Raw genomic sequence first — 18,781 nt, forward strand, 5'->3', positions numbered from 1 at the left:
TTAACGATTCAGTGAGGACTTAGGATGAGCGATTTCCGTCAGGATTTTATTCGTTTTGCGCTCGACAAGCAGGTTTTGAAGTTTGGCGAGTTCATCACCAAGGCGGGCCGCAAGTCGCCCTACTTCTTCAATGCCGGCCTGTTCAACGACGGCGCGTCCACGCTGAGCCTGTCGCGCTTCTACGCCCGATCCATCCTGGCCGGCGGCATCGAATTCGACATGCTGTTCGGGCCGGCCTATAAAGGCATCATACTGGCCGCCGCCGCCGGCATGGCCTTGGCCGAACAGGGCCGCAACGTGCCCTTCGCCTACAACCGCAAGGAAGCGAAGGACCACGGCGAGGGCGGCACCCTGGTCGGCGCGCCGCTGCGGGGCAAGGTGCTGATCATAGACGATGTGATCTCGGCCGGCACCTCGGTGCGCGAATCGGTGGCGCTGATCCGCGCCGCCGGCGCCGAACCGGCCGGCGTCGCGATCGCGCTGGACCGGATGGAGCGCGGCCAGGGCGAATTGTCGGCGGTGCAGGAAGTGGCCCAGCAGCACGGCCTGCCGGTGGTGGCGATCGCCACGCTGAAAGACGTGCTGGGCTTCCTGGAAAACAGCCCGGAACTGGCGGCGCATCTGGACGCGGTCCGCGCCTATCGCGCCGAATACGGAGTCGACTACTGATGAAGACGCTTGCCGGATTATCGCTGCTGCTGTGCTCGCTGGCCCAGGCCGGCGTGTACAAGTGGGTGGACGAAACCGGCAAGACGCACTACAGCGACGCTCCGCCGCTGCAGAGCCAGAGCCGCGGCGTCTCCGAGCTGAGCCGGCAAGGCGCCGTCACCCGGCAGGCGGAAACCGAGGCCCAGCGGCAGGCGCGCGAGGCATCCGCCGCCGCCGCCCGGCAGGCGCTGCAGCAGCGCCAGGAACAACAGCGGCACGACCAGGCCTTGAGCCAGAGCTATCCGTCGCTGGCCGATCTGAAAGCCGACCGCCAGAAGCAGCTGTCGGCGCTGCAATCGGCGTTGCGCGCGCTGGAATTGCGCGCGCAGGGGCTGGCGCTGCAGCAGCGCAATCTGCAGAAGGACGCCGACCTCGCCGCCCGCCAGCATCAGCCGCCGCGCGCCGCCGCCCAGCACGATCTGCAGGTCTTGCAGCACGAACAGAAGGACATCGCCGCGATGATCGCCGCCAAGCGCGCCGAGATCGACGCCTACCGCCAGAAGATGCAGCAGGATCTGCTGCGCTACCAGCAGCTGAACGCCAGGTAAGTTACTGGCCGCCTTCCTTGCGCTGCCAGGCCTGGTTCAGCGTCTGCGTGGCCTGATTCAATCCCTGTTGCGCGCCGCTTTGCGCGGCGCCGGCCGCCGCCAGCTCGGCATTGGCCTTGTCCAGCGCCGCCTGGGCGCCGGCCAGCCGCTGCTCGGCCAGCGCCTTGGCGTCCTCGGCCGCCTTCATCCTGGTATCGGCCAGCCGCTGCTGGCTCTGCGCCTGCTGGAACGCCATCTGCGCCGCCAGCAGCTGCTCGTCCGCCGTCTGCGCCAGCGCGGCGCCCGCCCACAGCGCCGTCAGCAACGGCACGCTCTTGATCAGTGTCATCGAATTCCCCTTGGCCGCCATCCGGCCGTTCTGCCGCCATTATGCGGCAAGCCGGCCGGCAGCTCCATTGCGCCGGGCGCGGAGCCCGTCAACGCGGCCTCGATGGCCGGCCGAGCAGATAGGCCAGCACCGCCAGCTCGATCGCCGCCACCAGCCAGGGCACCCAATGCGGCGGCCGCGCCAGCAGCAGCGCCGCGAAGCCGGCGCCCATGCCCAGCGCCGCGAAGCACTTGGCCTTGACCGGCACCACCCGTTGCTCGCGCCAGAGCCTCAGGCCGGGACCGTAGCGCGGATGCGCCAGCAGCCTGGCCTCCAGCCGCGGCGACGACTTGCTGAAACAGGCCAGCGCCAGGATCAGGAAGATGGTGGTCGGCATCACCGGCAGCAGGGCGCCCATCACCGCCAGCGCCACCATCGCGCAACCGCCCAGCAGATAAAGCCAACGCACCGCCCGATGCGGCGTCGCGCTCAAGCGTACACCCGGTCCAGATGGCCGTTCATGCAGGCGAAGGCCGCCACCGCGCCGGCGGTGACGCGCGCCTCCGCCTCGTCGTCCAGCTGCAGGCCGTCCAGCGCCGAGGTGAAGCTGCGCCAGTGTCGGGCGCGGCCATCCGGATGGCCGGCCAGGTGGCGGGCGCCGAAGTTCTCGTCCAGACCCAGCTTGCCGGCCAGCTTGTACAGGATGGCGGCGCCGAGCTTGGAGCCCTCGACCACGTAGAGCCAGCCCATCGCGCTGGCCACGTCCAGGCTGGCGCTGACCGGCGCCGCGTCGAGCTGCGGCAGCGGCCGGCCCAGATCGCCCATGTCGGCGGCGATGCTCAGATAACGGCGGCGCTCGGCCAGGTCGGAGAACAGCTTGGACAGTTCCGGGTTGTCGTACAAGGCGTCGGCGTCGCGCAGGAAACGGTATTGAGCATCGAGGAAGCGCGCGTAGTTGTCGCGGCTGGCGAACGGCTGATTGGCCATGATGCGCTGATCGAGCTGCTCATGGGTCTCGTGGGTGCGGGCCTTCAGGTCCTGGGTGCGGGTGCGTTCGATTACGGTGCTCATCACGGGTACATCCTGTTGCATGGTGGAACATGGCCGCCGGCGATTAAATCGTAATGATAACCATTTTTATTTAAAAGAAAAAGCGGCAACGGCTGCGAGACGGGAAAACGGCGGCAATGGGGAGATGGTGGGTCGTGCGGGATTCGAACCTGCGACCAACGGATTAAAAGTCCGCTGCTCTACCAGCTGAGCTAACGACCCGTTGTGGAATGCGTCTGGGGAGGGTGCAGGGAGGAGATGGTGGGTCGTGAGTGGCTCGAACACTCGACCTACGGATTAAGAGTCCGCTGCTCTACCAACTGAGCTAACGACCCATCGGTCTGCACTGTAAAACGAAGTCAACTTGATTGGTGGGTCGTGCGGGATTCGAACCTGCGACCAACGGATTAAAAGTCCGCTGCTCTACCAGCTGAGCTAACGACCCGCACAACGTACGGCAAGCATGTCTTGGGATGGTGGGTCGTGAGTGGCTCGAACACTCGACCTACGGATTAAGAGTCCGCTGCTCTACCAACTGAGCTAACGACCCGTCCGGGACATGCTACTACACTATATCAAGCTTTCTCTGGTGGGTCGTGCGGGATTCGAACCTGCGACCAACGGATTAAAAGTCCGCTGCTCTACCAGCTGAGCTAACGACCCAACGAGAGTCCGCAACTATAGTGAAACCGTTCAGGCGCGTCAAGCCATGTCGTGAAAAATATTTCGCGCGCGGCCTGGCTGCCGGGAACGAAACGGGCGCCGCGGGGGTCGCATCACGATGCGCCGCGCACGCCGCCACTTGAAAGCACGCTGTCCGATACCCATGTCAGGTAGGCGGGCAAGCCGCAGGCCAGCGGCAGCGCGATGATTTCCGGCACCTGGAACGGATGCAGCTGCATCAGTCGCCGCTCCAAGCTGTCGTAGGCGTCGCGGCGGGTCTTGATCAGCAGCGGGATTTCCTCGGCCCGCTCCAACCGGTCCTGCCAGCGGTACACCGAGCGGCACGGCGCCAGGATGTTGACGCAGGCGGCCAGCCGCTCGTCCACCAGCGCCGCCGCGATCCGTTCCGCCACCGGCTGATCGGGCGCGTTGCAGACAACCAATAAACATTCGTCAGATGGAAAAGTATTCAAGATGCGCGCACTCCTGTTGTTGTTGCTGATCTACCCGTTCGCCGAAATCGCGGCGCTGGTCGCGCTGGCCGATCATATCGGCGGCCTGGCCGTCTTCCTGCTGGTGGTGCTGTCGTCGATGCTGGGACTGTGGATGCTGCGCCACCAGAAGCTCGGCGCGCTGCTGACGCTGGGCAGCATGATGCGTCAGGGCGACAAGGTTTCGCTGTACTCGCTGCTGTGGCCGCTGCGCTACGCGCTGGCCGGCGTGCTCTTCCTGCTGCCCGGCCTGCTCAGCGATCTGGCGGCCATCCTGCTGCTGCTGCCGCTGAAGGGCCCGGACATCCAGTTGCGCACCGCCCCGCCGGCGCCCGGCGGCGGCACCGCTTCCGGCGACGTGATCGAAGGCGAGTACAATCGCGTCGACGAGCAGACGCCGCCGGAGCGCCGCATTCAGTGAAGTCCGAATTTCGCCAGCGCCTCGCCGTCGGCCAGGTCGCAGCGGATTTCGACCACCTTGTGGCGGCTCTTGTCGCCGGACAGCAGCGCGACGTCGCGCCGCGCCACGCCGAAGCGCTCGGCCAGCCACGCCAACAGCGCGACATTGGCCTTGCCGTCCACCGGCGGAGCTGCCAGCCTGATCTTCAGGCTGTCTCCATGCTCGCCGGCCGCTTCGGTTTTGCGCGCGCCGGGCTGCACGTAGAGCGTCAGGCGCACGCGGCCGGCTTGGCAGGACAACCAGGGTTTCATCGCCATTTTCCGTCCAAAACGGAAAGTGTAGTTCAAAACGCGGCCCGGCAGCGCGGCCGCCACACAGGAGCATCGCCATGGATATCGGCATCAACGAACAAGACCGCCAGCACATCGCCGAAGGACTGTCCCGGCTGCTGGCCGACAGCTACACCCTGTACCTGAAGACCCACAACTTCCACTGGAACGTCACCGGGCCGATGTTCAACACGCTGCACCTGATGTTCGAGACCCAGTACAACGAGCTGGCGCTGGCGGTGGACGCCGTCGCCGAGCGCATCCGCGCGCTGGGCCATTACGCGCCCGGCAGCTATGCCGATTACGCCCGTCTGACCGCCATCCCCGAGGCCAGCGGCGTACCCAGGGCTGAGGACATGATCCGCCAGCTGGTCGACGGCCACGAGACCGTCTGCCGCACCGCGCGCAGCATCTTCGAAGTGGTGGACCGCGCCGGCGACGAGCCCAGCGCCGACCTGCTGACCCAGCGCCTGCAGGTGCACGAGAAGACCGCCTGGATGCTGCGCAGCCTGCTGGAAAAATAAGCGCCGGCCGCGAAGACGCCATGCTTGGGTCCGGCGTCTTCGCGACGCCGCCGTGCTACACTCCGGCAAAGTCCGGAATCTCGCCATGGCCGACCATCTGTACAGCACACGACCGAGCGCCCCCGACAACCGCCTGCTGTGGTTGACGGCGGCGCTGTCGCTGCTGGCGCATCTGCTGCTGTTCGGCCTCGGCGGCTTCTCGCCGTTCGGCCCGCCCGCCGCCGAGCCGGCGCCGCGCCAGCTCAGCATACGGCTGACGCGCCAGGCCGCGCCGGCCGCGCCGGCCACCTCCCGCGCGGCCGAGGAGAACCACCTGGGCGCCGGCAACACCGCCGCGCCGGACCAGTTGCTCAGCCGCAGCGCGCAACACCGCCAGGCCGGCGCGCCGACGCCGCCGTCCCAGGCCCCGACCCCGCTCAATCCGATCACCCGGCCGGAACCGGCCAGGCCGCTGCAGCCGACGCCGGCGGTCAGCACCGCCTCGCTGCTGTCCCAGGTCCGCGATCTGGCCAATAGCAGCGGCGACAACGCCGCCGCCGACAACGACCGCGAGACCGGCCGCGACGGCGCCGATCTCGGCGAGGCCGCGCGCGGCTATTCCTGGGCGCGCTACCAGGCCGACTGGCAGCTGAAGGTCGAGCGGATAGGCAATCAGAACTATCCGGAGGAAGCGCGCCGGCAAGGGCTGCACGGCGCGGTGACGCTGGAGGTGACGATAGCGGCCGACGGCAGCCTGCGCGGCCAGCGCGTCAAACGCAGCTCCGGCAACGCCATACTGGACGAAGCGGCCCGGCGCATCATCGACATGGCGGCGCCGTTCTCTCCGTTCCCGCCGGCGCTGGCCAAACGCTTCCCGACCCAGCGCCTGAGCCTCAGATTCATCTTCACCCGCGACAACCTGTTGTCCAGCCAATGAACAAGGATGCATCATGTTTGAAGTCAACCGCAGCATCGCGCTGCTGCGCCCGCAGGCGCCGTTCCTGGCCTGGCTGAAAAGCCTGCCCGGCGGCATCGATCCGCAGCTGACGCTGGAGGCGCTGGCCGCCGCCGGCAACGCGCTGCTGATCCCGGCCGCCGACGACTACGACGACGCGCGCCATTTCGTCCAGCAGCGCTACCGGGAGCTGTTCGAGGCCGAACTCGCCGACTGGTGCGAGGACCAGAGCCTGTGGCCGCAGAACCTCAGCCCGAATCTGTTCCAGCAATGGTTCCGGCTGGAGATTCACCCGGTGGTCACCGACCTGGCCGCCGAGCCGCTGGAGCGGGAGGCCTTCGTCCCGCTGGACCTGGACGGCAAAACCGAATAAGCGCTACGCCATACACAAGGGGGAAACACATGGCACACCACACACGGATCAAGGTCCGCGGCTATCACCTGGACCTGTTCGGCCACGTCAACAACGCCCGCTACCTGGAATTTCTCGAGGAGGCGCGCTGGAACAGCTTCGAGGACAGCGGCACGCTGCCGCAATTCCTGCAGAGCGGCCTCGGCCTCGCCGTGGTCAACATCAATATCGACTACAACCGCCCGGCGACGATGGGCGAGATGCTGCTGATCGAAACCACGGTCAAATCGATAGGCAACCGCAGCGCGGTGATACACCAGCGCGTGCTGCTGGACGGCAGCGATACGCTGGTCGCCGAAGCCGACGTCACCTTCGTGGTGTTCGACACCCGCGCCGGCAAGGCCGTGGTGCTGGAAGGCCAGCTGAGGGAAGCGCTGGAACTGATACAGGCCAAGTCGGCCTGACACCGTAACGGAAACGCGAAATGAAGAAAGCCCTGCTGATCGCGGCGGCGCTGCTGGTGGCGGCCGGCGTCGCCTACGCGCTGCTGTTCTCGAAAAATCCGGCCCCCGAGGTCAGGCTGACCTCGCTGGGCGGCGTCAGCACCAGCACCTCGGCGCTGAAGGGCAAGGTGGTGCTGGTGAACTTCTGGGCCACCAGCTGCCCCGGCTGCGTCGAGGAAATGCCGGAGATCAAGAAGCTGCACCAGCAATACGCCGGCCGCGGCCTGGACGTGCTGGCGGTGGCGATGAGCTACGACCCGCCGAACTACGTGCAGAGCTACGTCGCCAAGAACCAGCTGCCCTTCTTCGTCGCGCTGGACCCGCAGGGGACGACGGCCAAGGCCTTCGGCGACATCCAGCTGGCGCCGACGACCTTTCTGATCGACAAGCAGGGCAATATCATCAAGCGCTACGTCGGCGTGATGAACTTCGCCGAGGTGCGGCAGCTGATCGAGCAGCATCTGTAATCCCGCGTACAGGGCGAAGCATCCGACAGGGTGCTCCGCCCGCGGCGGCATTCAGACTTTGGCCCTGGACACCCACTTTCCGGGCAGCTTGTAGTCCGTTCCCATTTGGATTTTCATACTGACAGGCAGGTAGGCGACAAAAACCGCGTTCTCCACCTCCTGCCGGAAGTCCTGCTTCGTTGCCGCCAGCATCGTCGAATGCTTCTGGATGGCATCGTCGATGTCGTCGGCCATCGCGTACAGATCGTCCAGCAAATCCACCACAGGCTTCCAGCCGGCCTCATCCGCCCCCATCTTCAGCGCAGACTGTCCCTTGCTCTGAGCCGCTCGCGCCTTACGACTCAATTTGTCCAGCTGTTGTTGGATGCTGTATTCCATCATGCCCCCCTCTTTCATTTGGCGCCCAAGCTGGATCAAAAGCTCATGCGCCTCCACACACCGCGCAGCCCGGATCGCGCGGCACGCCGATCTGCTTGAAGCTCCCGCCCAGCGCGTCGTACAGCGTCAGCCGGCCCGGGACCGGCCGGATGCCGGCCAAGAGCTTGACCGCCTCCACCGCCTGCAGGCTGCCTATCGCCCCCACCAAGGGCGACAGCACGCCGAAAGTGGCGCACGGGCCGTCGTCCGCCTCGCCGTCCTCCGGAAACAGGCAGTGATAGCACGGCGACGCCGCGTCGCGGCTGTCGAACACCGCCAGCTGGCCGGAAAAACGCACGGCGGCGCCGGACACCAGCGGCACGCGCGCGGCGACGCAGGCGCGGTTGACCGCGTGGCGGGTCGCGAAATTGTCGGAGCAGTCCAGCACCAGGTCGTGGGCGGCCACCTCGTCGACCAGCCTATCGCCGGACAGCCGCTCGGACAGCGGCCTCACCGTTATCGACGGATTCAGCGCCCGCATCCTCGCGGCGGCCGATTCCGCCTTGCCCCGCCCGAGGCTGGCGCTGTCGTGGGCGATCTGCCGCTGCAGATTGGACAGTTCCACCGTGTCGTCGTCGACGACGGTGATCCGGCCGACGCCGGCGCCGGCCAGGTACAGCGCGACCGGCGAGCCCAGGCCGCCGGCGCCGACGATCAGCGCGCTCGCCGCCAGCAGCCGGCGCTGGCCGACGATGTCGATCTCGGGCAGCAGGATGTGGCGGCTGTAACGCAGCAGCGCCTCGTCGTCCAGTTCGCGGTCTTGCTCCATGCTCGTGCTCCAGAATGCGAAACGCCAGCCGGAAAGGGCTGGCGTCGGTAAGCGATTCGTGTCGAGCAAAAACGCCTGAGACAAGGCGCGCCTCCTCAGACAGTACAAACCGTACGGCAAGGAGGCGTAACGCCGTATCAGGCGTCTTGCCCTACTCTTCGGCCACCTTGCGGGCGAACTTGATGCCCAGCTGCTTCAGCTTGCGGTACAGGTGGGTGCGCTCCAGGCCCACTTTCTGCGCCACCCGGCTCATATTGCCGTTTTCCAGCGAGATGTGGTACTCGAAATAGCGGCGCTCCAGCTGTTCGCGCAATTCGCGCAGCGGGATGTTGAAGTCGAAGCCCGACTCCTCCACCGGCTTCTCGTGGCGGAACTGCGCCAGCACCTTGTTGACCTCGCCGGCGTCGACCTCGTCGGACTCGGCGGTCAGCGCCAGGCTCTTGATGATGCTCCTGAGCTGCTCCAGATTGCCCGGCCAGTCGTACTGGCGCATCGCGTTCAGCGCCGCCGTGGTCAGCTTGCGCGCCGGCACCTGCTTCGATTCGACCAGTTCGACCAGGATCTGCTCGGCGATGAAGGTGATGTCCTCGGAATGCTCGCGCAGCGGCGGAATGGGCACGATGACGCTGGACAGCGCCGTCAGCAGACGGTTGTCGCACTCGGGATCGACCAGCAGCTCCTGCAGCGGGCGGCTGCAGGAACAGAGCAGCCGCACATTGAAGCGGTCCAGCTTGGACAGCAGGAACAGCAGGCCCTGCTGGACGCGGCGGCTGTACTGGCCGATTTCCGGCAGATACAGCACGCCGTTGTTGGCCTTCTGCAGCAATTCCAGCGGCGCGTCGGCCAGCTGCTCCAGCTTGGCCGGCGTGACCCACGGCGTGTTGCCCTGGTGGAAGAAACGCGCCACCAGCTCGAAGCCCGAGCCAGACTCGCCGGTCAGCAGCACCGGCGACTTGACCTTGGCGACGCGCTCCAGCTGGCGCTTCAGCTCCTGTATCGGCTCGCTGCGGCCCAGCTTGTCCAGGTTCAACGAGGTGTTCGCCTGCATGTCGCCGTACTTCAGCGCGCGCTGGACGGTGGTCAGCAGCTTCTGCAGCGCGATCGGCTTTTCCAGGAAGTCGAAGGCGCCGATGCGGGTGGCCTCGACCGCGGTGTCTATGCTGGCGTGGCCGGACATCATCACCACCGGCATATTGAGCAGACCGGACTTGGCCCATTCCTTCAGCAGGGTGACGCCGTCGCAATCGGGCATCCAGATGTCGAGCAGCACCAGCGCCGGACGCGTCTGGTTGCGCAACTGCCTGGCCACTTCGGCGTTTTCCGCCAGGGCCACGGTATAACCTTCGTCCTGCAGGATCTCGGAGAGCAGTTCTCGGATACCGATCTCGTCGTCCACAATCAAAATATCGCTGCTACGCATTAGGCCTCCAGCAATGGCAGGGAGAGAAGGATGCGCGCGCCTCGCCGTTCGGCATTCGCCAAGATGACCTGACCATGATGTTCTTCCATAATCTTCTTGACCACGGCCAGTCCCAGACCGGTCCCCTTGGCCTTGCTGGTCACATAGGGCTCGAACGCGCGCCTGAGGATGTCGGGGCTGAAGCCCGCGCCATTGTCCTCGACGCAGACGAGCGCGTTTCCTTCTTCTTGTCGGCTGCTAATTTGAATCATCGGGATGCCAACGTCAAGGACTGCATCCTGAGCGTTCTGCATCAGATTATGCAGCACCTGGCGCAGCAGGGCGGCATCGCCCATGACAGTCAACGGCACCTCTTCCAGCGCAATCTTAACAGCAGGATTGGATTCGTAAAGGGCCATCACCTCGCGGACCACCTGATTGAGATCAAGCTTGACCAGTTTGATCCTCGGCGCGCGGGCATAGTCGCGGAACGCGTCCACCATGCTTTTCAGCGCGCCGACCTGCTTGATGATGGTGTCGGTGGAGCGTTTGAGCATGTCGGCGTCCGGGCCTTCCAGCTTGTCCGCCAGCTTCATCGCCAGCCGCTCGGCCGACAGCTGGATAGGCGTCAACGGATTGCGGATCTCGTGCGCCAGCCGCTTGGCCACCTCGCCCCAGGCGGCGTCGCGCTGCGCGCGCGCCAGCTCGGTGATATCGTCGAACACCAGCACATAGCCGTCGCTGGAGTGTTCCGGCAGCCGCGCGCCGCGCACCAAGAGCGTGCGCTCGCCCTGGCTGGTCTCGTAGTTCAGCTGGGTCTGCCAATCGCTTTCGACGTCGCTGTCGGCATGCTCGATCACCGTCTCCACCAGCGGCGCCACCGCCGGGATCACGCCGCCCCAGTCCGGGAAGCCGTGCTCGGCCAGCTGGCTGAAATCGATGCCGAGTATCCGCGAGGCGCTGCTGTTGGCGGCGCGGATCTGCCAGTCGCGGCCGAAGGCGATGACGCCGGCCGACAGGTTGGCCAGTATGCTCTCCAGGTACAGCTTGCCGCCCTCCAGCTCGCTGCGGCTCTTGTCCGCCACCTGGCGCGCCTCGTCCAGCTGCTGGGTCATCCGGTTGAACAGCGTGGTCAGCATGCCCAGCTCGTCGCGGCGGTAGACCGGATGGCGCTTGGAGAAGTCGCCCTGCGCCACCGCCCGCGTGCCGGCAGCCAGCTCGGACAGCGGCGCCGACAGGCGCTCGGACAGGAACAGCGCGAAGGCCAGCGCGGCGGTCAGCGCCAGCAGCACCGCCAGCGCCAGCGTCAGCATGTAGAAGGTGCGCAGGCCCTGCCGCGACAGCAGCAGCTGGCGGTATTCGGAACGGGCGCTCTCGATCTGCTCGGCGTCGCGGCTGATGTCGCCGGGCGCGGCCTGCAGCAGTTGCAGCACCCGGGACGATTCGTCCGGCGCCCGATAGGCCAGCAGCACCCGGAGCGCCAGGCCGTTGTTGCCGTCGTTTTCTATGCTCTGCTGCGGCGCGCGCAGCTTGACCCCGCGCAAGGCATCGCGCGTCGGCGCCGTCGGCGGCGGCCGGGAACCGGAGGCGGCGAAGGCCACCAGCCGGCCGTCGGCACGGCCGAAGACGGCGATCTCCTTCAGGCCCAGCTGTTCGCGCATCCGCTCCAGTTGCACCGGCAGCTGGCCGTCCGGCAAGAACTCCACCTCGTCCAGCACCATCCGCCCCTTGCGGCCGACATCGTCGAGCACGTAGTTCAGCGCGCTGCGTCCCAGCACCAGGCCGCGGTCCAGCGCCGCCTCGACGCGGACGTCGAACCAGCTTTCTATGCTTCGGGTCAGGAACTGCGCCGACACGGTGAACACCAAGAGACCCGGCACCAGCGCGACGCCGGCGAACATCAACGCCAGCTTCTGCGTCAGCTTGGCGCCGAACACCCGATTGCGCACCCGCTGCCTGAGCCGCAGCAGCTGGCGGCCGACCACGCTGAGCAGCGCCAGCAGCAGCAGGCCGTTCAGGCCGAACACCCACCAGTAGTAATCGTTGAGTTTGGAGGCGTTGCCGGTCGCCACCGCCAGCAGGTAGAGCAGGATCGCGCCGACGGTCGCCATCGCGATGGTGGCGTAGCGCATCAGCCGGCGTCCTTGACGTCGAGCTTGATCCAGTCGGACTCCAGCGACCAGTCGTCGGAGCCGAGCGCGTTCATCTGGAACGGCTTCGGCAACTCGCTGATGTCAAGCAGCAGCCTGACCTGGCCGGCGACCTGGCCCGGCTTCTTCGGGTCCAGCGCGCCGGGGTTCAGCACGCGCCAGCCCTGGATCGCGCCGATGGCGGCCAGCGCCTCGCGCAAGGTGGGATAGTAATTGGACAGGCTGCCTATGCTGACGCGGTAGCGGCCGGTCAGCGACTGATAAGACAGTTTGAAACCCAGCTGAGCGTGCGGATCGAACCATTCGCGCAGGCTGAGGTAGTAGGCGGTGGTGCGCGGCCGCGTCAGCTGGAACTCCAGGCGGAAGCCCAGCACCACGCCCTGCTGCAGCGCCTCGCTGAGGCTGGGCGTCAGCTTGGTCAGAAAACGGGTGCTGACCGACAGCGTGCCGTCGGGCATCACCTCGGCCTCGGCGCGGCGCGAAGCGATGGAGTCGGCCTGCGCCGCCGGCAACAGGCAGCACAACAGGGCCAAGACCAGACTAAGATTTCGCAAGCAGCGCGTAATAGAAGCCGTCATGTCGCTCACAGGGCAGCAGTTGCTCCTGCTTCAGGCACGCCGCATCCGGGTGGCGCGCGAGAAAGCTTTCCAATTGCTGGCGGTTTTCTTCGGGAAAAATCGAGCAGGTAGCGTATAGCATTTTGCCGCCGCTGGCGAGCAGCGGCCACAACGCGTCGGCCATCGCCGCCTGCTGGCGCCCGAGCGCGGCGAAATCGCCGGGACGGCGCAACCACTTGATGTCCGGATGGCGGCGCACGACACCGGAGGCCGAGCATGGCACATCGGCCAGGATTCGGTCGAAGGGCTTGCCGTCCCACCAGTCCTGCGGCCGCGCCGCGTCGGCCTGGCGCAACGAGGCGTTCAGGCCCAGCCGCTCCAGATTGTCGCCGACCCGCGCGAGACGGGCGGCGTCGATATCGAGGGCGACGACTTCCAGATCGGCCAGCTCCAGCATATGGCCGGTCTTGCCGCCGGGCGCCGCGCAGGCATCCAGCACCCGCAGCCCCGGCGCCAGGTCCAGCCAGTGCGCCGCGCGCTGCGCGCCCTCGTCCTGCACCGACACGTCTCCGTCGGCGAAGCCCGGCAACTCGCGCACCGCCACCGGCTTGGCCACCCGGACGGCGTCGCCGCCGAGCGCCGAGGCCGCCATGCCGGCCGCCTCCAGCCTCGCCAGATAGTCGGCGACCGAGCCGCGGCGGCGATTGACCCGCAACGTCAGCGGCGGATGGACGTTGCTGGCGTCGACGACGTCGCGCCATTCGCCGGGATAGGCCGCCTTCAGCCGCGCCACCCACCAGTCCGGATGATTGGACCAGGCCGCCTCGTCGGCCGCAGCCGCGGCCAGCACCTCGTCGCGGCGGCGCTGGAAATTGCGCAGCACGCCGTTGACCAGGCCCTTGAACTTGCCGCGCGCCAGCTGGCCGGCCTGGGTCACCGCCTCGTTCACCACCGCGTACGGCGCGGCGCGGGTGTGCTGCAACTGGTACAGCGCCACCAGCAGCAGGCGCTCCACACGCGGCTCCGGCAGCGGATTGGGCACCAGTTGGCGCAGGCAGTGGCGCAGCACGCCCAGGTGGCGCAGGCTGCCGTAGCTGAGGTCCTGCAGCGCGCCGCGCTCGGCGGCGCTGAGCCCGGCCTGCTGGCGCTGGGCGTCGGCCAACGCCTCGGTCAGGGTCGTGCCCTCCTCGATGCGGCCCAGGATATCGGCGGCCATTTGCTGGATATGATGCATGGCGATTCTTTCGATGAAACAAGGCCAGTCCGCGGGGACTGGCCGGGATGCTTGGGGAGCGGTCGCAATCAGCGGCCGCCGCGCGCCAGCGCGTGCAGCCGCTCTATCCGTTCGGCGGTGTGCGGGTGGGTGCGGAACAGGTCGCCCAGCGCGCCGCCGCCGGACAGCGGGTTGATGATCATCATCTGCGCCGTTTCCGGATGGGCCTCGGCCGTCGGCATCGCGATGCCCTGGGCGTAGTATTCTATTTTCTGCAGCGCCGCGGCCAGGGCCAGCGGATCGCCGCTGATCTCGGCGCCGCCGCGGTCCGCCTCGAATTCGCGCGCGCGCGAGATCGCCATCTGGATCAGGCCGGCCGCCATCGGCGCCAGCAGGGCCACCGCCAGGCGCGGCAGCCAGCCAACCGGCTGGCCGTTCTCGTCGCGGCCGCCGAAGAACATCGCGAAGTTGGCCAGCGCCGAGATCGCGCCGGCCATCGTCGCCGAAATGGTGGAGATCAGCGTGTCGCGGTGCTTGACGTGGGCCAGCTCGTGCGCCATCACGCCGCGCAGCTCGCGGTAGTCCAGCATGCGCATGATGCCGCTGGTGGCGGCCACCGCGGCGTTTTCCGGATCGCGGCCGGTGGCGAAGGCGTTCGGCTGCTCCTCGTGGATCACGTAGACGCGCGGCATCGGCAGGCCGGCGCGCTGCGCCAGCTCGGCCACCATGCCGTAGAATTCCGGCGCGCTGCTCGCGTCGACTTCCTGCGCATTGTACATGCCGAGCACCATGCGGTCGGAGTTCCACCAGGCGAACAGATTCATGCCGCCGCCGAACAGCAGCGCCAGCAACATGCCGCCCTTGCCGCCTATCAGGCCGCCTATCAGGACGAACAGGGCCATGATCGCGGCCATCAGCACCGTGGTCTTGAGCCAGTTGTCGTTCATGCTTTCCTTTCGAATCCGCCGTTTTACACCAAACTTAGTGCGTCAAACGCCCAGACGGGTTCCCGCCGGCAGGCCGCGCCCGGCGACAAAGTCGCGCGCGGCCAGCCGCTTGCCGCCGGCGGCCTGCAGCACGGCGATGCGCACCAGGCCCTGCCCGGCGCCGACCAGCACGCCGTCGGCGTCGGCCGACACGACGACGCCCGGTTCGGCCGAGCCGGCCTCGGCGCTCGCCATCCACAGCTTCAACGGCTCGCCGCCAAGCGAGGTGAACGCGCCCGGCGCCGGATTGTAGGCCCGGATCGCGCGGGCGACGTCGTCGGCCGGCAGCGTCCAGTCGACCTCGGCCTCGGCCTTGGACAGCTTCTGCGCATAGGTGACGCCTTCTTCCGGCTGCTTCTGCGGCCGGATCGCGTCCAGGCGGCCCAGCGTCTCGACGATGGCCGCGGCGCCGCAGGCGGCCAGCTTGTCGTGCAGCGTCGCGGCGGTCTCGTCGGCGGCGATCGCCAGCGGATGCACGCTCAGCATGTCGCCGGTGTCGAGACCGACGTCCATCTGCATGATGGTGATGCCGGTTTCGCCGTCGCCGGCCAGGATCGCGCGCTGGATAGGCGCGGCGCCGCGCCAGCGCGGCAGCAGCGAGGCGTGGATGTTCAGGCAGCCGCGCGCCGGGATCTCCAGCACGTCCTGCGGCAGGATCAGGCCGTAGGCGGCCACCACCATCACGTCGGCGCCGACGTCGCGCAGCATCTGCTGCGCCTCGAGGTTGCCGCGCAGCTTTTCCGGCTGGGCTACGCGCAGGCCGTGGGCCAGCGCCACTTCCTTGACCGGGCTGGGCTTCAGCTTCATGCCGCGGCCGGCCGGCCGGTCCGGCTGGGTCAGCACCAGCGCGATCTCGTGGCCGGCGGCGATCAGCTCGCGCAACGCGGCGGCGGCGAATTCCGGCGTACCGGCGAAAATCAGTTTCATCATTCGGGCTTTCCGCTACGAGCCTGTTTACGATCTTTTTGCGGCATCGGCGGTTTTCTGCTGGATGCAGGGCGCGGAAAACGGCCCGCCGCAGTATCGATCACTGCAAGGGGCGTTTGACAAAGCCATGCGCCGGCAGAAAACGGCCCCGAAGGGCAGCCCAGCCAGCAGGCCATCTGCGGCGTTGTCAGGCTAGGCCTTGGAATGCCAAGGCCTACGCCCTCCGCCTTGCATCTGGCCTGCTGGCTGGACTGCGACGCTCGTAAAAAGATCATAAACAGGCTCTAAAGACAACGGCGCCGTCGCGCGGCGCCGCCTACTCCGTGCCGGGGGCCGGAGACTGTTACATATTCTGCTTCTCGCGCTTCTTCAGCTTGGTCTTGATCCGCTGCTGCTTCATCTGCGACAGCCGCTCGACGAAGACCACGCCGTTCAGGTGGTCGATCTCGTGCTGGATGCAGATCGCCAGCAGGCCGTCGGCCTCCAGCTCGTACGGCTTGCCGTCGCGGTCCAGCGCCTTCACCTTGACGTGCTCGGCGCGGGTCACCTTGTCGTAGATGCCGGGCACCGACAGGCAGCCTTCCTCGTAGACGGTCTCCCCGTCCTTCTCGACGATTTCCGGATTGATGAACACGCGGCGCTCGTCACGCTCCTCCGAGATGTCCATCACCACCAGCCGGCGGTGGTAGTCGACCTGGGTGGCCGCCAAGCCTATGCCCTTGGCCTCGTACATCGTTTCGAACATGTCGTCGATCTGCTGCTGCAAGGCGGCGTCGAAAACCTCCACCGGCTTCGCCACGGTGTGCAGTCTCTCGTCCGGGTAATGCAAAATGTTCAACAGCGCCATTGCTTTTCATTCACTCCAAGTTGTCGTATCGCTGCGCCCGCGCCGATAATAGAGCCATCCGACGCAGCTTTCGTTCCGTTCCTGCCCCAGGCGCCCGCCCGGCGGCAACAAAAAATGGGATTCACCGTTATGCGTAATCGCATTATATCGCTTGCGCTGCTTCTGGGGCTGGTCTCTCCGGCCTTTTGCCACGATCTGACGCTCAAACCCAACGCGCCCTCGCGCTACACCGTTAACCGCGGCGACACGCTGTGGGGCATCGCCGGCCGCTATCTGAACAGCCCGTGGCAATGGCCGCAGCTGTGGCGGATGAACCGCAGCCAGATCCGCAGCCCGCACTGGATCTATCCCGGCGACGTGCTGGTGCTCGACTACGCCGGCGGCCAGCCCAGGCTGTCGCTGGCCATGGACGTGCAGCGCGAGGTCAAGCTGTCGCCGCGCGCCCGGCCGGAACAGCTGGACCGCGCGATCTCCAGCATCCCCGCCGACGCGATCGAGCCCTTCCTGGTCCGCCCGCTGGTGGTCGACGCGCAACAGTTCGCCACCGGCCCGCGGCTGGTGGCCGGCCCGGACGAGCACCTCAGCATCAGCAGCGGCGACCGCGTCTACGCCAGCGGCGTCGGCGAAACCGGCACCTGGCAGGCCTACCGGCTGGGCAAGGAGCTGGTCGATCCGGACAGCAAGGAAGTGCTCGGCATCGAAGCGGTATATGGTGGCGATCTGATCGTTGACAAGCTGCGCCCCGACATCCAGTCGATGACCGTCGGCCGCGTCGCCGGCGAGGTGCTGGTCGGCGACCACCTGGTGCGCTCGCCGCAGCAGCAATTCGTCAGCTATGTGCCGCACAGCCCGCCGGACGGCCTGCGCGGCAAGATCATCTCCACCTACCAGGGCATAGACGGCGCCGCCCAGTACTCGACGGTGGCCGTCAATCTGGGCAGCCGCCAGGGCATGGAGCCCGGCCTGGTGTTCGGCGTGTTCAAGAAGGGCGGCGACATCGAGATCGTCGGCGCCGACGGCAAGAAGCGGCGGGCCCAGCTGCCGACCGAACAGGCCGGGAAGCTGTTCGTCTACCGCGTGTTCGACCGCGTCTCCTACGCGCTGGTGCTGGACAGCCGCGGCGCCGTCTACGTCGGCGACGGCATCGCCCCACCGGAAAGCGAATGAACGAGAATACCGAAGACTGGCTACGGCTGGCGCTGACCCCCGGCATCGGCCCGCTGGGCTTTCTGAAACTGATAGACGCCTTCGGCTCCGCCGGCCACGCCGTCGCCGCCGGCGCCGCGCAGACCGAGAAGCTGGTGGGCCGCGAGGCGGCCGAGGCGCTGCAAGGCGGCGCGGCCGACGAGGCGGTCGACGCCGCGCTGGCCTGGGCCGACGGCGACGACTGCCACCTGCTCACGCTGCTGGACGACGACTATCCGCCGCAGCTGGCGGAAGCCGCGTCGCCGCCGCCACTGCTGTTCGCCCGCGGCCGACGCGAGCTGCTGGCGCGGACCATGCTGGCCATCGTCGGCAGCCGGGCCGCCACGCCGCAGGGCCGGCGCAACGCCGAGGACTTCGCGTCGGCGCTGGCCGGCCACGGCTATACCATCGTCAGCGGCCTGGCCAGCGGCATAGACGCCGCCGCCCACCTGGGCGCGCTGTCGCAGCCGGCGTCCACCGTCGCGGTGATCGGCACCGGCATAGACCGCGTCTACCCGGCGTCCAACCGCCAGCTGGCGCACCGCATCGCGGCCGAAGGCCTGATCCTGTCCGAGTTTCCGCTGGGCACCGCCCCGCTGGCCGGCCATTTCCCGCGCCGCAACCGCATCATCGCCGGCCTCGCCCGCGGCTGCCTGGTCGTCGAGGCCGGCATCGCCTCCGGCTCGCTGATCAGCGCGCGGCTGGCGATGGAGAACAACCGCGACGTGATGGCGATACCGGGCAGCATACACAACGCCCAGGCCCGCGGCTGCCATCGGCTGATCCGCGACGGCGCGCGCCTGGTCGAAAGCCCGGACGACGTGCTGGACGAAATCGGCCGCCTGGCCGCCGCGTCGCCGACGACCCCCTCGCCCCCGCCGCAGGCCTCGCCGCTGCTGGCTGCGATGGGCTGGGAGCCGGTACTGGCGGAGTCGCTGGCGGCCCCGCTCGGGTTGACGGCCGGGGAGGTTTACGCGATGCTGCTCGAACTGGAGCTGGACGGCCAGGTCGCCAGCCTCGCCGGCGGCCGCTTCCAGCGTCTGGCACAACTCTGA

General features: G+C 67.4%; 24 protein-coding genes and 5 tRNA genes. 10 read left to right on the forward strand and 19 right to left on the reverse strand.

The genetic code is table 11. The annotated features are described in order from the left end of the window. The first annotated feature begins 24 nt into the window (after positions 1-24). Both pyrE and WNM05_RS21525 read left to right on the forward strand, forming a co-directional pair. Positions 25-669, forward strand: coding sequence for an orotate phosphoribosyltransferase (pyrE, locus tag WNM05_RS21520; RefSeq protein WP_434630889.1), 645 nt, complete (start codon positions 25-27; stop codon positions 667-669). Next, positions 669-1,256, forward strand: coding sequence for a DUF4124 domain-containing protein (locus WNM05_RS21525; protein WP_434630891.1), 588 nt, complete (start codon positions 669-671; stop codon positions 1,254-1,256). Before pyrE ends, WNM05_RS21525 begins: the two co-directional genes overlap by 1 nt. A gap of 1 nt (position 1,257) precedes the next feature. On the opposite strand, the gene WNM05_RS21530 is transcribed toward WNM05_RS21525, so the two are convergent. From WNM05_RS21530 to cutA, 9 genes are all read right to left on the reverse strand, one after another. Beyond that, a complete protein-coding gene (locus WNM05_RS21530) occupies positions 1,258-1,584 on the reverse strand; it encodes a hypothetical protein (RefSeq protein WP_434630894.1) in 327 nt (108 codons plus the stop codon). 88 nt (positions 1,585-1,672) lie between these two features. After that, positions 1,673-2,032 carry a YbaN family protein gene (locus tag WNM05_RS21535; protein ID WP_434630897.1) on the reverse strand — a complete coding sequence of 120 codons (360 nt, stop codon included), beginning with the start codon at positions 2,030-2,032 and terminating at the stop codon, positions 1,673-1,675. A 20-nt stretch (positions 2,033-2,052) separates the two neighbouring features. Beyond that, entirely contained in the window at positions 2,053-2,634 is a 582-nt protein-coding gene (locus tag WNM05_RS21540; protein WP_434635181.1) for a biliverdin-producing heme oxygenase, read from the reverse strand. Between the two features lie 125 nt (positions 2,635-2,759). Next, a tRNA-Lys gene (locus WNM05_RS21545) sits at positions 2,760-2,835 on the reverse strand. A 37-nt stretch (positions 2,836-2,872) separates the two neighbouring features. Continuing rightward, positions 2,873-2,948, reverse strand: a tRNA-Lys gene (locus tag WNM05_RS21550). Positions 2,949-2,982: 34 nt separating this feature from the next. Next, positions 2,983-3,058, reverse strand: a tRNA-Lys gene (locus WNM05_RS21555). A gap of 29 nt (positions 3,059-3,087) precedes the next feature. Continuing rightward, a tRNA-Lys gene (locus WNM05_RS21560) sits at positions 3,088-3,163 on the reverse strand. A 37-nt stretch (positions 3,164-3,200) separates the two neighbouring features. Next, a tRNA-Lys gene (locus WNM05_RS21565) sits at positions 3,201-3,276 on the reverse strand. 113 nt (positions 3,277-3,389) lie between these two features. After that, positions 3,390-3,719, reverse strand: a complete 330-nt coding sequence (gene cutA / locus WNM05_RS21570; RefSeq protein ID WP_434630900.1) for a divalent-cation tolerance protein CutA — start codon at positions 3,717-3,719, stop codon at positions 3,390-3,392. 31 nt (positions 3,720-3,750) lie between these two features. On the opposite strand from cutA, the gene WNM05_RS21575 reads away from it, so the two are divergent. Next, entirely contained in the window at positions 3,751-4,188 is a 438-nt protein-coding gene (locus tag WNM05_RS21575; protein WP_434630903.1) for an FxsA family protein, read from the forward strand. Here WNM05_RS21575 and WNM05_RS21580 read toward each other — a convergent pair. Beyond that, positions 4,182-4,478, reverse strand: coding sequence for a DUF167 domain-containing protein (locus WNM05_RS21580; RefSeq protein ID WP_434630906.1), 297 nt, complete (start codon positions 4,476-4,478; stop codon positions 4,182-4,184). The two genes, WNM05_RS21575 and WNM05_RS21580, sit on opposite strands and share 7 nt — an antisense overlap. A 77-nt stretch (positions 4,479-4,555) precedes the next feature. On the opposite strand from WNM05_RS21580, the gene WNM05_RS21585 reads away from it, so the two are divergent. The 5 genes from WNM05_RS21585 to WNM05_RS21605 all read left to right on the forward strand — a co-directional run bounded on the left by WNM05_RS21585 (position 4,556) and on the right by WNM05_RS21605 (position 7,276). Next, a complete protein-coding gene (locus WNM05_RS21585; RefSeq protein WP_434630908.1) occupies positions 4,556-5,020 on the forward strand; it encodes a Dps family protein in 465 nt (154 codons plus the stop codon). Between the two features lie 85 nt (positions 5,021-5,105). Beyond that, complete coding sequence (locus tag WNM05_RS21590) at positions 5,106-5,936, forward strand: TonB family protein (protein WP_434630911.1); 831 nt, start codon at positions 5,106-5,108, stop codon at positions 5,934-5,936. Between the two features lie 13 nt (positions 5,937-5,949). Further along, on the forward strand, positions 5,950-6,327 hold the full coding sequence (locus WNM05_RS21595) for a VacJ (protein WP_434630914.1): 378 nt from the start codon (positions 5,950-5,952) through the stop codon (positions 6,325-6,327). 29 nt (positions 6,328-6,356) lie between these two features. After that, entirely contained in the window at positions 6,357-6,770 is a 414-nt protein-coding gene (locus WNM05_RS21600; RefSeq protein WP_434630916.1) for an acyl-CoA thioesterase, read from the forward strand. Between the two features lie 20 nt (positions 6,771-6,790). Then, a complete protein-coding gene (locus WNM05_RS21605) occupies positions 6,791-7,276 on the forward strand; it encodes a TlpA disulfide reductase family protein (protein ID WP_434630919.1) in 486 nt (161 codons plus the stop codon). Between the two features lie 51 nt (positions 7,277-7,327). Here WNM05_RS21605 and WNM05_RS21610 read toward each other — a convergent pair whose 3' ends face one another. The 9 genes from WNM05_RS21610 to def form a co-directional block, all read right to left on the reverse strand. Continuing rightward, entirely contained in the window at positions 7,328-7,657 is a 330-nt protein-coding gene (locus WNM05_RS21610; RefSeq protein ID WP_434630922.1) for a hypothetical protein, read from the reverse strand. Positions 7,658-7,697: 40 nt separating this feature from the next. After that, positions 7,698-8,462 (reverse strand): HesA/MoeB/ThiF family protein, encoded by a 765-nt coding sequence (locus tag WNM05_RS21615; protein ID WP_434630925.1) that lies wholly within the window; start codon positions 8,460-8,462, stop codon positions 7,698-7,700. A gap of 151 nt (positions 8,463-8,613) precedes the next feature. After that, positions 8,614-9,882 (reverse strand): sigma-54-dependent transcriptional regulator, encoded by a 1,269-nt coding sequence (locus WNM05_RS21620; RefSeq protein WP_043571914.1) that lies wholly within the window; start codon positions 9,880-9,882, stop codon positions 8,614-8,616. Then, the gene (locus WNM05_RS21625) at positions 9,882-11,993 is read right to left on the reverse strand and encodes an ATP-binding protein (protein WP_434630928.1); all 2,112 of its coding nucleotides are present in this window, start codon (positions 11,991-11,993) and stop codon (positions 9,882-9,884) included. The genes WNM05_RS21620 and WNM05_RS21625 overlap by 1 nt, the downstream gene beginning before the upstream one ends. Next, on the reverse strand, positions 11,993-12,565 hold the full coding sequence (locus WNM05_RS21630) for a DUF4390 domain-containing protein (protein WP_434630931.1): 573 nt from the start codon (positions 12,563-12,565) through the stop codon (positions 11,993-11,995). The genes WNM05_RS21625 and WNM05_RS21630 overlap by 1 nt, the downstream gene beginning before the upstream one ends. Then, a complete protein-coding gene (gene rsmB, locus WNM05_RS21635; RefSeq protein WP_434635182.1) occupies positions 12,552-13,808 on the reverse strand; it encodes a 16S rRNA (cytosine(967)-C(5))-methyltransferase RsmB in 1,257 nt (418 codons plus the stop codon). The genes WNM05_RS21630 and rsmB overlap by 14 nt, the downstream gene beginning before the upstream one ends. Before the next feature lie 62 nt (positions 13,809-13,870). Then, positions 13,871-14,728 carry a zinc metalloprotease HtpX gene (htpX, locus tag WNM05_RS21640; RefSeq protein WP_434630933.1) on the reverse strand — a complete coding sequence of 286 codons (858 nt, stop codon included), beginning with the start codon at positions 14,726-14,728 and terminating at the stop codon, positions 13,871-13,873. Positions 14,729-14,770: 42 nt separating this feature from the next. Then, positions 14,771-15,694: a methionyl-tRNA formyltransferase gene (gene fmt / locus WNM05_RS21645; protein ID WP_434635183.1), complete on the reverse strand. Its 924-nt coding sequence runs from the start codon at positions 15,692-15,694 to the stop codon at positions 14,771-14,773. A 343-nt stretch (positions 15,695-16,037) separates the two neighbouring features. Then, positions 16,038-16,541 carry a peptide deformylase gene (gene def / locus WNM05_RS21650; RefSeq protein WP_434630935.1) on the reverse strand — a complete coding sequence of 168 codons (504 nt, stop codon included), beginning with the start codon at positions 16,539-16,541 and terminating at the stop codon, positions 16,038-16,040. A gap of 129 nt (positions 16,542-16,670) precedes the next feature. On the opposite strand from def, the gene WNM05_RS21655 reads away from it, so the two are divergent. Both WNM05_RS21655 and dprA read left to right on the forward strand, forming a co-directional pair. Beyond that, positions 16,671-17,708 carry a LysM peptidoglycan-binding domain-containing protein gene (locus WNM05_RS21655; protein WP_434630938.1) on the forward strand — a complete coding sequence of 346 codons (1,038 nt, stop codon included), beginning with the start codon at positions 16,671-16,673 and terminating at the stop codon, positions 17,706-17,708. Next, complete coding sequence (gene dprA, locus WNM05_RS21660) at positions 17,705-18,781, forward strand: DNA-processing protein DprA (RefSeq protein ID WP_434630941.1); 1,077 nt, start codon at positions 17,705-17,707, stop codon at positions 18,779-18,781. Before WNM05_RS21655 ends, dprA begins: the two co-directional genes overlap by 4 nt.

Origin of the sequence: Chromobacterium sp. CV08 (assembly GCF_051129845.1) — a bacterium.
GTDB lineage: Bacteria > Pseudomonadota > Gammaproteobacteria > Burkholderiales > Chromobacteriaceae > Chromobacterium.